General features: G+C 66.4%; 15 protein-coding genes and 1 tRNA gene. 11 read left to right on the top strand and 5 right to left on the bottom strand.

Features of this window, described 5'->3' with window-relative positions:
• Window positions 1-210: 210 nt before the first annotated feature.
• From GGR39_RS08835 to GGR39_RS08785, 11 genes are all read left to right on the top strand, one after another.
• A tRNA-His gene (locus tag GGR39_RS08835) sits at window positions 211-287 on the top strand.
• 47 nt (window positions 288-334) lie between these two features.
• Window positions 335-1399, top strand: a complete 1065-nt coding sequence (locus GGR39_RS08830) for a Leu/Phe/Val dehydrogenase (RefSeq protein WP_183616778.1) — start codon at window positions 335-337, stop codon at window positions 1397-1399.
• A 65-nt stretch (window positions 1400-1464) separates the two neighbouring features.
• Complete coding sequence (ccmC, locus tag GGR39_RS08825; protein WP_183616777.1) at window positions 1465-2217, top strand: heme ABC transporter permease CcmC; 753 nt, start codon at window positions 1465-1467, stop codon at window positions 2215-2217.
• A gap of 1 nt (window position 2218) precedes the next feature.
• Entirely contained in the window at window positions 2219-2359 is a 141-nt protein-coding gene (locus GGR39_RS08820) for a hypothetical protein (protein ID WP_183616776.1), read from the top strand.
• Window positions 2359-2829, top strand: coding sequence for a cytochrome c maturation protein CcmE (gene ccmE / locus GGR39_RS08815; RefSeq protein WP_183616775.1), 471 nt, complete (start codon window positions 2359-2361; stop codon window positions 2827-2829). The genes GGR39_RS08820 and ccmE overlap by 1 nt, the downstream gene beginning before the upstream one ends.
• A 13-nt stretch (window positions 2830-2842) precedes the next feature.
• A complete protein-coding gene (locus tag GGR39_RS08810) occupies window positions 2843-4789 on the top strand; it encodes a heme lyase CcmF/NrfE family subunit (protein ID WP_183616774.1) in 1947 nt (648 codons plus the stop codon).
• Window positions 4786-5346: a DsbE family thiol:disulfide interchange protein gene (locus GGR39_RS08805; protein ID WP_183616773.1), complete on the top strand. Its 561-nt coding sequence runs from the start codon at window positions 4786-4788 to the stop codon at window positions 5344-5346. Before GGR39_RS08810 ends, GGR39_RS08805 begins: the two co-directional genes overlap by 4 nt.
• A gap of 32 nt (window positions 5347-5378) precedes the next feature.
• Window positions 5379-5777 carry a cytochrome c-type biogenesis protein gene (locus tag GGR39_RS08800; RefSeq protein WP_183616868.1) on the top strand — a complete coding sequence of 133 codons (399 nt, stop codon included), beginning with the start codon at window positions 5379-5381 and terminating at the stop codon, window positions 5775-5777.
• Window positions 5774-6421 (top strand): tetratricopeptide repeat protein, encoded by a 648-nt coding sequence (locus tag GGR39_RS08795; RefSeq protein WP_058736014.1) that lies wholly within the window; start codon window positions 5774-5776, stop codon window positions 6419-6421. Before GGR39_RS08800 ends, GGR39_RS08795 begins: the two co-directional genes overlap by 4 nt.
• A 90-nt stretch (window positions 6422-6511) precedes the next feature.
• Entirely contained in the window at window positions 6512-8491 is a 1980-nt protein-coding gene (locus GGR39_RS08790; protein ID WP_183616772.1) for a potassium transporter Kup, read from the top strand.
• Between the two features lie 116 nt (window positions 8492-8607).
• Window positions 8608-9567: a TIGR03557 family F420-dependent LLM class oxidoreductase gene (locus GGR39_RS08785; protein WP_183616771.1), complete on the top strand. Its 960-nt coding sequence runs from the start codon at window positions 8608-8610 to the stop codon at window positions 9565-9567.
• A gap of 146 nt (window positions 9568-9713) precedes the next feature.
• On the opposite strand, the gene GGR39_RS08780 is transcribed toward GGR39_RS08785, so the two are convergent.
• The 5 genes from GGR39_RS08780 to GGR39_RS08760 form a co-directional block, all read right to left on the bottom strand.
• A complete protein-coding gene (locus GGR39_RS08780; protein ID WP_183616770.1) occupies window positions 9714-10364 on the bottom strand; it encodes an inner membrane-spanning protein YciB in 651 nt (216 codons plus the stop codon).
• Window position 10365: 1 nt separating this feature from the next.
• Complete coding sequence (gene ftsY / locus GGR39_RS08775; protein ID WP_183616769.1) at window positions 10366-11316, bottom strand: signal recognition particle-docking protein FtsY; 951 nt, start codon at window positions 11314-11316, stop codon at window positions 10366-10368.
• Entirely contained in the window at window positions 11313-12488 is a 1176-nt protein-coding gene (locus GGR39_RS08770; RefSeq protein WP_183616768.1) for a radical SAM protein, read from the bottom strand. Before GGR39_RS08770 ends, ftsY begins: the two co-directional genes overlap by 4 nt.
• An 11-nt stretch (window positions 12489-12499) precedes the next feature.
• Window positions 12500-13333 (bottom strand): diaminopimelate epimerase, encoded by an 834-nt coding sequence (gene dapF / locus GGR39_RS08765; RefSeq protein ID WP_058736020.1) that lies wholly within the window; start codon window positions 13331-13333, stop codon window positions 12500-12502.
• A gap of 88 nt (window positions 13334-13421) precedes the next feature.
• Window positions 13422-13721, bottom strand: a complete 300-nt coding sequence (locus GGR39_RS08760) for a hypothetical protein (protein ID WP_058736021.1) — start codon at window positions 13719-13721, stop codon at window positions 13422-13424.
• Window position 13722 lies beyond the last annotated feature (1 nt).

Here is a 13722-nt window from a genome sequence, read left to right as displayed (position 1 = left end):
GCATGGCAAAAAATTCACCTTTGATTCGAATGCTCACCAGACCGACCGGACGGCCTTTGTAATTTTGTTTCGCAAACCGTCGGCCTCGTCCAACTTTTGCTTTGCAAGATGCCATGCCTTGTGCGAAGGCGCGCTCCCGCTTCGATCGCGCTTGCCGCGATGGACAGGGTTATCCTAAGCGCCGGCTTCGGCATGCGCGCCGGGATTGTGGCGACTGTAGCTCAGTTGGTTAGAGCGCCGGTTTGTGGTACCGGAGGTCGTGGGTTCGAACCCCATCAGTCGCCCCACTATTCCCGTTTTCCAGCGCATCTGGCCGTATCTTGGAGCCGATGCCTTGACCGCTTTCTGGACCGAAGCCGATTTCGATGATCATGAGGGCGTGCATTTCGTGCACGATCGCCATAGCGGGCTGACCGCGATCATCGCGCTGCATTCCACGCATCTCGGACCGGGCGCGGGCGGCACCCGCTTCTGGCACTATTCCGACCCTGCGGCCGCCTTGCGCGATGCGCTGCGCCTCTCACGCGGGATGAGCTACAAGAACGCGATGGCCGGTCTGCCGATGGGTGGCGGCAAGGCCGTGATCCTGGCGGGACCGGATCGTCGCAAATCGCCCGAACTGCTGGCGGCTTTCGGAGACGCGATCGATTCGCTGGGTGGGCGCTATATCACGGCCGAAGACGTGGGCATGGGTGAGGCGGACATGGTGGCCATCGCCCGCCGCACGCCCTACGTTACTGGTCTTCCGACGCAGGACAGCGCTGCGGCGGGCGGCGATCCCGGCCCGTTCACCGCCAAGGGTGTGTTCCTGGGCATCAAGGCGGCAGTGGCGCACAAGCTGGGTCGCGACGATCTGGAAGGCGTGCATATCGCGGTGCAGGGCACCGGCAGCGTGGGCGGCGGCGCGTCGCGGTTGCTCGCGGCGGACGGCGCGCGGTTGACGCTGGCCGATGTCGATACGGCGCGTGCCTCCGCTCTGGCGCAGGAACTGGGCGGGCAGGCCGTGCCGGCAGAGGCGATCATGGATGTCGAATGCGACGTGTTCAGCCCGAACGCCCTCGGTGCGATCCTGGACGATACCGGCATCGCCCGGCTGCGCGCCCCGATCGTGGCGGGCGGCGCGAACAACCAGCTGGCGCGCCCGGAACATGGTGCGATGCTGGCTGAGCGGGGCATTCTCTACACGCCGGACTATGTGATCAACGGCGGCGGCATCATCGCCGTGACGATGGAATACCTGGCGCGCCGCGATGGTCATGCCTGTGACATCGCGCAAGTCCATAGCGCAGTGGAGGCCATTCCCGGCCGACTCCAGACGATCTGGACCGAGGCCGAGCACAGCGGCCGCACACCGGACGTAGTGGCCGATGCCATGGCCCAGCGCCTGATCGGCCGCTGAAATCGCGCGCCCGTCACCAAGTTATCCTTGCGGGGCGGGCAGCGGCGAGTAGAAGCGCGCCTGTCATGCACGGCTTCGCCAATCCGGCCCGATTTCTGCGACTCGCGCGCTGGCTGACGCCGCTCTGCCTGTTGCCCGGCATCGCCATCGCGGCGGTGGCGCTGGCCTATGGGCTGATCTGGGCCCCGGCAGACCGGCTGATGGGCGATACCGTGCGCATCCTGTTCCTGCATGTGCCCGCGGCCTGGCTGGGCATGGCCGGCTGGATGACGATCGCCGGTGCCAGCGTGACCGAACTGGTGTGGCGCCACCCGCTGGCCGCCATCGCCGCGCGCGCCGCTGCCGTACCCGGGGCGGTGTTCACCGCGCTGTGTCTTGCCACCGGCTCGATCTGGGGCCGCCCGACCTGGGGCACCTGGTGGGTGTGGGATGGCCGGCTGACGTCCATGCTGGTGCTGCTGTTCCTCTATTTCGGTTATATCGCGTTGTCGGACGTCGCGCGGCGGGACGGCGGAAACGGTCGGGTCGCGGCGATTTTCGGCATTGTCGGCGCGATCAACGTGCCCATCATCAACCGTTCGGTGGTGTGGTGGAACTCGCTCCATCAGCCGCCTAGCATCACCATGGGCAAGTCCGCGATTGATGCCGCGTTCCTCTGGCCGCTGCTGGCCGCCGCCTTTGGCTTTACCCTGATCTTCGCGGGCGTGGTGCTGATGCGGATGCGCGCGATCTTGGCCGAAGCGCAGGCCGAAGCACGCCTGCGCCGCAAGGCCTTCGCGGCAGACGAAGCCGCCGAAGCGTTCGGGGGCTTCGCCTGAGATGCGCGAAGCGTTCGACCAGTGGAATTTCGTGATCGCGGCTTATGCGGTGGGCGTGATCGGCACGGCGCTGATGATCGCCTGGGCCTGGCTCACCATGCGCCGGGCAGAGCAACGGCGTGATGAGAGCCGGAAACGCTGATGGCGACGGTGCATTCTCCCCGGATCAAGGCCAAGCACCAGCGCCTGGTCCTGCTGGTGATCGCGCTGGCGGTGGTGCTTCTGGCCGGGCTGCTGGCCGCATGGGCCCTGCGCAGTCAGGCGAGCTATTTCTACGTGCCGAGCGAGATCGTGGCCAAGCCCCCGGAGGCGGACCGCTTCGTGCGGTTGGGCGGCATGGTGGAAAAGGGCTCGCTCAAGACCGCACCGGATGGCGTGACGATCCGTTTCGTTGTCGGTGATGGGAAATCGCGCGTGCCGGTCTCTTTCTCGGGCATCGTGCCCTCGTTGTTCGTCGAGGGGTCGGGCGTGGTCGCCGAAGGGAGGATGCAGCCGGGCGGTACCTTCAAGGCCGACAACCTGCTGGCCAAGCATGACGAGAATTACGTGCCGCGCGAGATGCAGAACATGACGCAGGCGCAAGCCCGGAAAGTCGTGGCCGAAACCCAATGACGCGGTGCCGATCATGATCGCCGAGCTGGGCCTTGCCGCGCTCTGGCTGGCCGCCGCCCTGGCCGTGCTGCAACTGGTCGGCGGCGCGCTGGCGCTCACCGCGAGAGGCAGTGCGCTGGGCGATCTCGTGCGCCCGGTGGCGGTGGTGCAGGGGCTGCTGGCGCTTGTTGCCTTCGCCGCGCTGATCCGCGTATTCGCCGTCACCGACCTGTCGGTGAGGCTGGTGGCGCTGAACTCGCATTCGATGAAGCCGCTGGTCTTCAAGATCGCCGCCGCCTGGGGCAATCACGAAGGCTCGATGCTGCTGTGGGTCACGGTGATGGGCTTGGCAGGCGGCTTCGTCGCATTGGTGGAGCGGCGGCTGCCGGAACGCACGATGCTGGCAACGCTGGCAGGGCAGGCGTTCGTCAGCCTGGGTTTCTACGCCTTCCTGCTGATCGCCTCCAACCCGTTCGAGCGGCTGGCAACGCCCCCGGCGGAGGGCAACGGCTTGAACCCGCTGTTGCAGGATCTGGGCCTCGCCTTCCATCCGCCTACGCTTTACCTCGGCTACGTCGGCCTGTCGGTGGCGTTCAGCTTTGCCATCGGCGCGCTGGTGACCCGCGAAGTCGGCCCCGCCTTTGCCCGTGCGATGCGGCCCTGGGTGCTGGGGGCGTGGATATTCCTGACGCTGGGCATCACCGCCGGCTCCTACTGGGCCTATTACGAGCTGGGCTGGGGCGGCTGGTGGTTCTGGGACCCGGTGGAAAACGCTTCGCTGATGCCCTGGCTGGCGGCGACGGCGCTGCTGCATTCGTGCGGCGTGCTGGCGGCGCGCAACGCCTTGCGCGCCTGGACGATCATGCTGGGCGTGGTCGCCTTCTCCATGTCGATGGTGGGCACATTCTTGGTGCGATCGGGCATCCTGACCAGCGTTCACGCCTTCGCGGTGGACCCGCAGCGCGGCACGTTCATCCTGGCGCTGCTGGCGATCAACATCGGCGGTGCGCTGACGCTGTTCGGCTTGCGTGCCGGGACTGTGACCGAGGGTGAGCGCTTCGCCGTGGTCAGCCGCGAGGGCGCGCTGGTGATGAACAACGTGCTGTTGTCCGCGATCCTGGGCATCGTCCTGTTCGGCACGCTTTATCCTCTGGCGGCAGAGGCGATGGGCGCGAAAGTCTCGGTCGGCCCGCCTTACTTCAACCCGGTGAGCGCGCTGTTCTTCGTGCCGATGCTGGTGGTGCTGGCGGTCGGCCCGCTGCTGCGCTGGCGTCAGGACAAGCTGGATCGCATCGGCAAGGGCCTGGCGTTGCCCGCCGCGATGGTGGTCGTCGCGCTGCTGGCGGTGCTGATGATCGGCGGCGCGGGTCTGCTGCCGTACCTGGGGCTGGCGCTGGGTGCCGGGCTTGCCGTCGCCAGCTTCCTGCCCTTGCGGGATCGGAACCTGCGCCGCACCCCGCTGCCGATCTGGGGCATGGTGATCGCGCACTTCGGCGTGGCCGTAGCCTTGCTCGGCATGGCCAGCGAAAGCGCGTACTCGGTGGAGCGGCTGGTGGCGCTGCGCGTGGGTGAAAGCACCGCCGTCGGCCCGTGGAGCGTGCGCCTGGCCAGTGTCGATCCCGTCGCCGGCCCGAACTGGACCGCGCTGGAGGGCAAGCTGGAGGTGCGTTACGCCGGGGGCGCGGTCGAAGTCGCGCGCCCGCAAGCGCGAAATTTCTGGGCACCGGCGCAGCAGACCAGCGAGTCCTCCCTGCTGACCCGCTGGAACGGCCAGCTTTATTCCGTGCTGGGGGAGGAAGCGTCCGACAACCGCTGGCAAGTCAGGCTGTGGTGGAAGCCGTTCGTCACGCTGATCTGGCTGGGCGGCATGTTGATCGCGCTGGGCGGCGTGCTGGCGGTGATCGGCCATGTCCTGAGTGATTGGCGCCGTATCGTGGCCCGTTCCCGCATCGCCGACCGTCGCGAAAGCCAGGGCCGATGAGCGGTGCGCCGCCTTCCTCCGTGCGCAAGGGTTCGGCCTGGGCGATCTGGCTGCCGCTGGCACTGTTCGTGGTGTTCGTCGTGCTGGTGACGGTGGGCCTGCTACGCCCGGCTGACCGCAATGTCGCCAGCACCCTCATCGACCGCCCGCTGCCCTCGTTCAACCTGCCGTCGCCGCTGCCCGGCGGGGCCGGTTTGAAAAGTGCCGATCTTTCGGGCGGTCGCCCGCGGTTGCTCAACATCTTTGCCAGCTGGTGCGTGCCGTGCCGGGTGGAGGCGCCGCAGCTGGCGCAGCTGGCGAAGGCCGGCGTGACGATCGACGGCATCTCGGTGCGCGATCGCCCCGACGCCTTGCAGGCCTTTCTGGCGGAGAACGGCAATCCCTACAGCCGGATCGGCGCGGACAATGCGGGCTCGGTGCAGCTGGCGCTGGGTTCCTCCGGTGTTCCCGAAACCTACGTGATCGATGGCAAGGGTCGCGTCCGCTATCAGCACATCGGTGAGATCCGGCCCGAGCATGTGGCGTTGCTGCTGGGCAAGCTGGAAGCCGCGAAGTGAGCCGCGCGCTCTTCCGACTCGGTCTGGTGCTGATGCTGGCCATCGCCGCGATGCTCTCGCCAGCCGTCATCGCGCAGGAAATGGAATCGACCGCGCCCTACGCTTACCGCCAGCTGGACGATGCCAGCCAGGAGGCCAAGGCGCAGAAGTTGATGGAAACGCTGCGCTGCCTGCAATGCCAAGGCCAGTCGATCGCCGATTCGGATGCGCCGATTGCAGGCTCGATGCGGTCGCTGGTGCGGGAGCGCATCGCTGCGGGTGAGCAACCCGAGGCGATTCGGTCGTGGCTGATCGAGCGCTATGGCGATTACGTCAGCTATGCGCCGCGCGTCTCCACGCTGACATGGCCGCTGTTCGTGTTGCCCATCGCCCTGATCGCGCTGGCGGCGTTCCTGCTGCGCAACCGCTTCGTTTTCGGAAGACGCGCATGACTTGGGTTCTCGTGATCGCCTTGGCGGCGGCTGCGTTCCTGGTTGCCGCATTCGTCCTGCGGGCACCGCGACGAGGCTGGGAAGCGCTGGGCGCGGCCCTGTTGCTGGGTGTTGCCGGCTATGCCTGGCAGGGCCGTCCCGATATGCCCGCCGCGCCCAAGACCGCGCAGGAAACCGTGTCCGGCGATCCGGCCGCGCTCGTCCGGGCGCGTGGCCGCGTGACGAAAAGCGGGATACCGCCCACCGACCGCTGGGTGATCGTGGCGGATGCCCTGGCTCGAAACGGCCAGTTCGCCGATGCCGCCGCGATGCTCCGCGCCGCCACCGCCGACGATCCGAAGAACGCCGAGGCTTGGCTGGCGATGGCGAACGCGCTGGTCGCCCATGCGGAGGGCCAGCTGACCCCGGCCGCATTCTACGCCTACCGCCGCGCCGCGCAGGCCGGGCCGGAGCAGCCGGGGCCGCCGTTTTTCCTGGGTCTGGCGCTCGCCCAATCCGGGCGATTCCAGGAAGCGCGCGAACTTTGGCAGCGGCTGCTGAAGGCGACACCGCCCGATGCGAAGTGGCGGGCCGAGCTGGAAGACAAGCTGATGCGCATCGATGTTCTGATCGCCGCGCAACAAAGCGGCCAGCGCCCGCGTTGAGACGCGTTGCTAGGCTGATGGCATGCTGCTAACGCGCGCCGATGCCGCAGATGCAGGACGGTGCTTGAGCGTGATCACGGGGGCGCACGCATGAGTGATGCATCGCGGGATTCCGCTGATTCCAACGCGTCTGCCGATGGCGCTGTCGTCGACCCGGCGACGGCGCAGGTGGAGGCGGTTCCGCCCAAATCCCACAAGGACGTCAACAGCCTGGGCAAGCTCGCCTTCGGGGCGATCGGCGTGGTGTTCGGCGATATCGGCACCAGTCCGCTTTACGCCTTTCGCGAGACGTTCGTGGGCCCACACCCTCTGGCGATCGACGAACTGCACATTCTGGGCGTCGTCAGCCTGATCTTCTGGTCGATGACGCTGGTCGTCTCGATCCAGTACGTCGGCATACTGATGCGCGCCGATAACAAGGGGCAGGGCGGCAGCCTGGCGCTGGTGGCGCTGATCTCCGGCAAACTGAGTCAATCGCGCAAGTCCGGCCTGGTCGTGCTGCTGGGTGTGTTCGCCACCGCCTTGTTCTACGGCGACAGCATGATCACGCCGGCGGTTTCGGTTCTCTCGGCGGTGGAGGGGCTGACGGTCGTCGAAAGCCGACTCGGCCCGCTGGTGCTGCCGATCGCGTTGGTGTTGCTGATCGCGCTTTTCCTGATCCAGAAGAGCGGCACTGCCAAGGTGGGCGCGCTGTTCGCCCCGGTGATGGTGATCTATTTCGTGGTGCTGGCGGTGCTGGGCATCTGGCACCTGGTCCAGCTGCCCCACGTGCTGCTGGCGCTCAACCCGTGGTATGCGATCCAGTTCTTCCTGACCGACAAAATGCTGGCCTTCCTGGCGCTGGGCTCGGTGGTGCTGGCGGTGACCGGCTCGGAAGCGCTCTATTCCGACATGGGGCATTTCGGGCGTGGGCCGATGCGCATTTCCTGGTTCGGCTTCGTCATGCCGTGCCTGCTGCTCAACTACTTCGGCCAGGCCGCGCTGATCCTGGGCATGGATGATGCCTCCGCCGCGCAGGCGATGGAGAACCCGTTCTTCCACCTCGCGCCCGAATCGCTGCGCCTGCCGCTGGTGATCCTGGCGACCTGCGCCACCTTCATCGCCAGCCAGGCGGTGATATCGGGCGCATTCTCGATCACGCACCAGGCGATGCAGCTGGGCTTCATCCCGCGCCTCTCCACCCGCCACACCAGTGAGCATGAAGTGGGGCAGATCTACATCCCCTTCGTCAATTTCGCGCTGATGTGGGGGGTGATCGTGCTGGTGCTGATCTTCCGCAACTCGTCCAACCTGGCGTCGGCCTATGGCATCGCGGTGACGGGGGCGATGCTGATCGACACTTGCCTGATGACGGTGCTGTTCGTGGTGCTGTGGCAATGGCCCAAGTGGCTGACGGTGCCGGTGGCGCTGCTGTTCTTCATCGTCGATGGCACCTACTTCGCGGCGAACGCGGCCAAGATCACGGATGGTGGCTGGTTCCCGCTGCTGATCGGCTTCATCGCCTTCACCCTGCTGACCACGTGGAACCGTGGCCGCCGCCTGATGCGCGATCGCATGACCGAGGCGGCGCTGCCGCTCAACGTCTTCGCCAAGAGCGCGCACGGCAGTGCGGCGCGAGTGCCGGGCACGGCGATCTTCATGGCCTCCACCAATGTCGGCGTTCCATCGGCGCTGCTGCACAACATCAAGCACAACAAGGTGCTGCACGAACGCGTGATCGTGCTGACAGTAGAGGTGCAGGACGAGCCCTGGGTCGAGCCCGATCAGCGCTTCTCCGTCCAGAACCTGGGCGAGGGCTTCTACCGGCTGACGCTGCGCTATGGCTTCATGGAGGAAACCGATGTGCCCGCCGCGCTGGCGCATACCGAGATCTGCGGCGGCCCGTTCGAGATGATGAAGACCAGCTTCTTCCTCTCCCGCCAGACGCTGCTGCCCTCGGCCAAGCCGGGCATGGCGATCTGGCGTGAAAAGCTGTTCGCCTGGATGATGCGCAACGCCGCCAGCGCGATGGAGTTCTTCCGCCTGCCCACCAACCGCGTGGTGGAATTGGGAAGCCAGGTCGAGATCTAGGCGCGGGACAAGCGGCACGGGTCTCCTTGCCGCCTCCTGCCAGTCTCGTCGCGCCATCCCAGAACCATTCGCCGATCCGCGCATTGCTGACGCATGACCTTGCAGGAGTGCGCGCGATGACCAAGTTCGGATACAAGCTGATGACCGAGGAACACGGGCCCAAGGCGCTCGTCACCAACACGGTGCGGGCAGAGGCGGCGGGGTTCGATTTCGTTTCGATCTCAGACCATTTCCATCCCTGGCTGGAAGCACAAGGCCATGCCTCCTTCGCCTGGAGCGTGCTGGGCGCGATCGCCCATGCTACCGATCGGATCGGTATCACCACCGGGCTGACCTGCCCGATCATCCGCTATCATCCGGCCATCATCGCGCAGGCCGCCGCCACGATCGCCGTGATGAGCGATGACCGGTTCAGCCTGGCAGTGGGCGCTGGGGAGCGATTAAACGAACACGTCACCGGCGCGCTATGGCCGTCCACCCCGATCCGGCACGAGATGCTGGGCGAAGCGGTCGATATCCTTCGGCTGCTGTGGGATGGCAAGGTTCATAGCTTCGAAGGCCAGTTCTTCGATGTCGACCATGCGCAGCTTTATGACGTGCCGGATAAGCCGATCGTGCTGACGCTGGGCGTCAGCGGTCCCAAGTCCATCGCGCTTGCCGCCGAAAAGGCGGACGGAATCATGGCGACGTCTCCCGATTCCGAAATCGTGCAGAGTTACAAGGACGCGGCTGGTGGTTCGGGCGGTCCGATCTACGGCGAGGTCATGCTGGCGTGGGCACCAACCGAAGAGCAGGGCCGAAAGACTGCGCACGAACGCTTCCGCTTCAGCGCCTTCGACTGGTCGGTAAATTCAGAGCTGCGCGACGTTGCGGGCTTCGAAGCAGCGACCAAGTACGTTCGCCCCGAGGACCTGAAGGACACGATCCCCGCCGGACCGGACGCCCAAGTGCATCTGGCGGCCATTCGCAAGTACCTGGACGCGGGGTTCGATCACCTGGTGCTGGCATGCCCGGGCGATGACCAGGAAGGCTTCATTCGGTTTGTCGAAGCGGAGCTGCTGCCGGCGCTGCGGTAAGCGCCGCTATGCTGAATACGGGAAGGGATGATGCTTGTCGCCCCGGAGTTGATCCGGGGGCCCACTTTGTTTCCGCGATTGAGCGGAAGTAAGCGGGATCCCGGGTCGAGCCCAGGGAGACGGCTCAGTTGTGCCAGGTGAAGGGGCTATTGATCCACCGGCGGATTCTCGACGAACTCCTCCTTCGCCTCCTCGCCCATCCCGTGGCGCATCACCATCGGGATCTGCGAGAAGGTGAAAAGGAACGAGAGCCCGGTGAACAGCCACAGCTTGGCCTGCAGCCATCCGCCGAAGGTCAGCACATGGCGCAGTACCTCGTTCAGTCCGGCGAGGAACACGAAGAAGATCGCCCAGTTGCGCGACAGCTTCAGCCACCCGGCGTCGTCCAGTCCCTCGAAGGCGGACTGCAACAGGTAGCGCAGCATCGCCTTGCCCTTGATCAGCCCGCCGAACAGCACGGCGGCGAACAGCACGTATACGGCGGTGGGCTTGATCTGGATCCAGAAGGGATCGTTGAAGAATACGGTCAGCGCGCCGAAGCCCAGGATCAGCGCCGATGACAGCCACACCATCGGCGAAACGCGGCCCAGCCGCCACTTCGACACGACCAGCGCCACCAGCGTGGCGAACATGAAGGCGATCGTGCTCTTGGTGACGGCCAGCACGATCCCCGCGCCATTCTCGTCATCGGCGGGGGAGAAGTGGCGATAGGTCAGAAAGAAGACGAGCAGCGGCCCGAAGTCGACCAGCAGGTTGACCCAGGAGGATTTCTCTTTCGGCTTGGCGGCGGTGGTCATGTCAGGCGATCCCGGCGATCACGCGGGCGAGCAGGTCGGGGTTGAAGGGGCGCAAGTCGTCGATCCTCTCCCCCACGCCGATCGCGTGGATCGGCAGGCCGTATTGCTCGGCTGCCGCCACCAGGACGCCGCCGCGCGCGGTGCCGTCCAGCTTGGTCATGATCAATCCGGACACGCCGGCCACTTCCTTGAAGACTTCTATCTGCGACAACGCGTTCTGGCCGTTGGTGGCATCCAGCACCAGCACCACGTCATGCGGGGCGGCGGGATTGAGCCGACCCAGAACACGCCGGATCTTCGCCAGCTCGTCCATCAGCTCGCGCTTGTTCTGCAGCCGCCCGGCGGTGTCGACGATCAGGGCGTCGATGCCCTGATCGGTCGCGGCTTTCACTGCGTCGAACACGATGCTGGCCGGGTCGCCGCCTTCAGGGCCACGCACGATCGGCACGCCGACGCGTTCGGCCCAGACACCCAGCTGCCCGATCGCGGCGGCGCGGAACGTATCGCCCGCCGCCAGCATCACCGAATAGTCCTGTTCCTGGAACAGATGCGCCAGCTTGGCGATCGTGGTGGTCTTGCCCGATCCGTTGACGCCGATCACCAGGATCACTTGCGGGCGCGGGAAGGCGATGATGTCCAGCGGCTTGGCCACGGGGCGCAGGATTTCGGCGATCTCGCGCGCGACCACTTCCATGATCGCCCGTTCGTCAGCATCGCGTTCGAACCGCTCGTCCGCTAGGCGCGCACGGATGCGGGCCGCGGCGCGAGGGCCCAGGTCCGACATGATCAGCGCGTCTTCGAGATGATCGAGCTGTTCGTCGTCCAGCCGGGTCTTGCCGACGATGCCGGACAAGTTGCCGGACAAGCGCTCAGAGGTCTTGCGAAAGCCGCCGAACAACCGCTCAGACCAGCCATCGCCCGCCGTGTTGTCTGGCGGCACTTGGGTGTTCATTGCAGCATTCCTTCCACGACCCGCGACGGGGTCAGGCTGAACAAGGCGCCCGGCGCGGTGTTTTCGGGGAGCACAACCGGCGCGAACTGGGCGGAGTGGCCGGTTCCCCCGCGCTCGGCCAGCACGGCCAGGGGCGTGCCGATCAAGCGGCCGAGCCACGCGGCGCGTTGGTGGGCGACGGCGCGGCGCAACTCAGCTGCACGCGCCCGGATCGTGGCGATGGGCACTTGCGGCATGCGCGCTGCTGGCGTGGCGGGGCGCGGCGAGTAGGCAAAGACGTGGCCATGCACCACATCCAGCGTCTGAATGATCGAGAGGCTCTGGCCATGCATCGCTTCGCTCTCGGTCGGGAAACCGGCGATCAGGTCGGCACCGATGCTGAGGTCGGGCCGCCGCGCGCGCAGCCGCTCGACCAAAGCGATCGCATCGGCGCGGCTGTGGCGGCGCTTCATCCGCTTCAGGATCATGTCGTCGCCCGATTGCAGCGACAAGTGGAGGTGCGGCATCATCCGCGTTTCGGCGGCGAGCAGATCGAACAGCGTGTCGTCCACTTCCGCACCATCGACCGACGACAGGCGCAGGCGGGGCAAGGCAGCAAAGCGCGCCAGGATCGCCTCGCATAGCTGGCCGAGGCGGGGCGTGCCGGGCAGATCGCTGCCCCAGGACGTGAGATCGACGCCGGTCAGCACGATCTCGCGCACTCCGGCGTCCAGATGCAGCGCCACTTCGGCAAGAACGTCCGCCACGGGGCGCGAGCGGCTGACTCCTCGGCCTTGGGGGATCACACAGAAGGTGCAGGCATGGTCGCACCCGTTCTGCACTTGCACGAAGCCGCGCGTATAGCCGATGGGGCGCAGCGGAGCGGCGGGCGCGGGCACGTTCCAGGCGCGCGGATCGAGCTTCGCGGTGTTGGCGATCAGCCCATCGACCTCCGGCATCGCGGACAGGGCATCGCGTTCCACTTCCGCCGCGCAACCGGTGACGAGCAGCCGTGCATCGGGCCGGGCCCGGCGGGCGCGGCGGATGGTCTGGCGCGTTTGCCGCACCGCCTCCGCCGTGACCGCGCAGGAATTCACCACGACCAGATCGTCCGCGCTGGCCAGCAAGGCGCGCAACTGCTCGCTTTCCGCAAGGTTCAGCCGACAGCCTAGGGAGTGGACTTCAAGGCTCACTCAGCTGCGTCTCAACCGGCGGTGCCAAAGGCGAACAGGCCATAGGCGGTCGCATCGAACTCACCGCGAAAACTTTCGGCGGCAGGGCCGGTCATGATGATCTCGCCATCCTCGCGCCATTCGATCGCGAGTGGACCGCCCGGCAGCTTCACGATCACCTTGCGATCGACCAACCCGCGCCGCATCGCGCCGATCGCGGTGGCGCAGGCCCCGGTGCCGCAAGCGCGGGTCAGCCCGGCGCCACGCTCCCACACCCGCAGGCGTATGGAGCCGCGTGACGTGATCGTGGCGACGTTGACATTGATCCGCTCTGGAAACAGTTGATCATGCTCGATTTCCGGGCCGAGCCGCGCCAGGTCCACCGCGCCGGTATCGGGCACGAAGAAGATCACATGCGGATTGCCGACGTTCACCGCGATAGGGTCCGTCAGTTCCTCCCAGCCGACCGGCAGGGAATGGGTATCCATCGCATAGGCCAGCGGAATCTCGTTCCAGCCGAAGCGCGGCTTGCCCATCTCGACCGCCACGCCGTCTTTCGAGGGCTGGGCAGAGACTATGCCGCCCAGTGTCTCGATCCGCGCGGCCTCGCCATGAAGCAGCCCGATCGCGCGGGTGGCGTTGCCGCAGGCTTCAACCTCGCTGCCATCGGCGTTGAAGATGCGCATGCGGAAATCGGCCTGGCTGGACGGTTCGAGCACGACGAGCTGGTCGCATCCGATCCCGGTATGGCGATCGGCGATGGCGGCCGCCGATTCCGCGTCAATCTCGGGTATCGCCCGCTCACGCGCGTCGAGCACGACGAAGTCGTTGCCCAGGCCGTGCATCTTGGTGAACTCGATCCGCATAGTGCCGGGCGATCTAGGCTTTGCCGAGGCCGCCGTAAAGTGCGTGGCGAACGATGGGTCCCCGTATAGTGCGTTATCGTCGCGCGCGTCAGCCGACGCGCGTGCCGCTGAGCGCCATGGTGCCGAACATCCCGGCCTTCACGCCGCCGCTCAAGGTATCGCCGGAGATCGTGGCATCGCAATCCAGGTCCAGCGGCATGGGCTTGGTCGTCTTCATGCTCCACCGCACGTTGTCCCCGGCGATCGTGCCCGAGATTGGCATCGATCCGGGATCGCCGCTGACGGTGCCGGTAAAGCCGCCCGCGTGATCGGGCACGATTTCCAGGCGCGCGGTCTGATCGCCGATAGGGGTCTTGATGCGGATATCCCAGGTTCCGGCGGCGCTCATG

It is taken from the genome of Novosphingobium fluoreni (assembly GCF_014196615.1).
GTDB classification, from domain to species: domain Bacteria; phylum Pseudomonadota; class Alphaproteobacteria; order Sphingomonadales; family Sphingomonadaceae; genus Novosphingobium; species Novosphingobium fluoreni.
This window is presented reverse-complemented; position numbering and strand designations above follow the sequence as displayed.

What these genes read in the sequence shown, in the direction of transcription:
- ccmC (WP_183616777.1), top strand. Translation starts at nt 1,465, where the DNA reads ATGCACGGCTTCGCCAATCCGGCCCGATTTCTGCGACTCGCGCGCTGG.
- GGR39_RS08820 (WP_183616776.1), top strand. Translation starts at nt 2,219, where the DNA reads ATGCGCGAAGCGTTCGACCAGTGGAATTTCGTGATCGCGGCTTATGCG.
- ccmE (WP_183616775.1), top strand. Translation starts at nt 2,359, where the DNA reads ATGGCGACGGTGCATTCTCCCCGGATCAAGGCCAAGCACCAGCGCCTG.
- GGR39_RS08810 (WP_183616774.1), top strand. Translation starts at nt 2,843, where the DNA reads ATGATCGCCGAGCTGGGCCTTGCCGCGCTCTGGCTGGCCGCCGCCCTG.
- GGR39_RS08805 (WP_183616773.1), top strand. Translation starts at nt 4,786, where the DNA reads ATGAGCGGTGCGCCGCCTTCCTCCGTGCGCAAGGGTTCGGCCTGGGCG.
- GGR39_RS08800 (WP_183616868.1), top strand. Translation starts at nt 5,379, where the DNA reads ATGCTGGCCATCGCCGCGATGCTCTCGCCAGCCGTCATCGCGCAGGAA.
- GGR39_RS08795 (WP_058736014.1), top strand. Translation starts at nt 5,774, where the DNA reads ATGACTTGGGTTCTCGTGATCGCCTTGGCGGCGGCTGCGTTCCTGGTT.
- GGR39_RS08790 (WP_183616772.1), top strand. Translation starts at nt 6,512, where the DNA reads ATGAGTGATGCATCGCGGGATTCCGCTGATTCCAACGCGTCTGCCGAT.
- GGR39_RS08785 (WP_183616771.1), top strand. Translation starts at nt 8,608, where the DNA reads ATGACCAAGTTCGGATACAAGCTGATGACCGAGGAACACGGGCCCAAG.
- GGR39_RS08780 (WP_183616770.1), bottom strand. Translation starts at nt 10,364, where the DNA reads ATGACCACCGCCGCCAAGCCGAAAGAGAAATCCTCCTGGGTCAACCTG.
- ftsY (WP_183616769.1), bottom strand. Translation starts at nt 11,316, where the DNA reads ATGAACACCCAAGTGCCGCCAGACAACACGGCGGGCGATGGCTGGTCT.
- dapF (WP_058736020.1), bottom strand. Translation starts at nt 13,333, where the DNA reads ATGCGGATCGAGTTCACCAAGATGCACGGCCTGGGCAACGACTTCGTC.
- GGR39_RS08760 (WP_058736021.1), bottom strand. Translation starts at nt 13,721, where the DNA reads ATGAGCGCCGCCGGAACCTGGGATATCCGCATCAAGACCCCTATCGGC.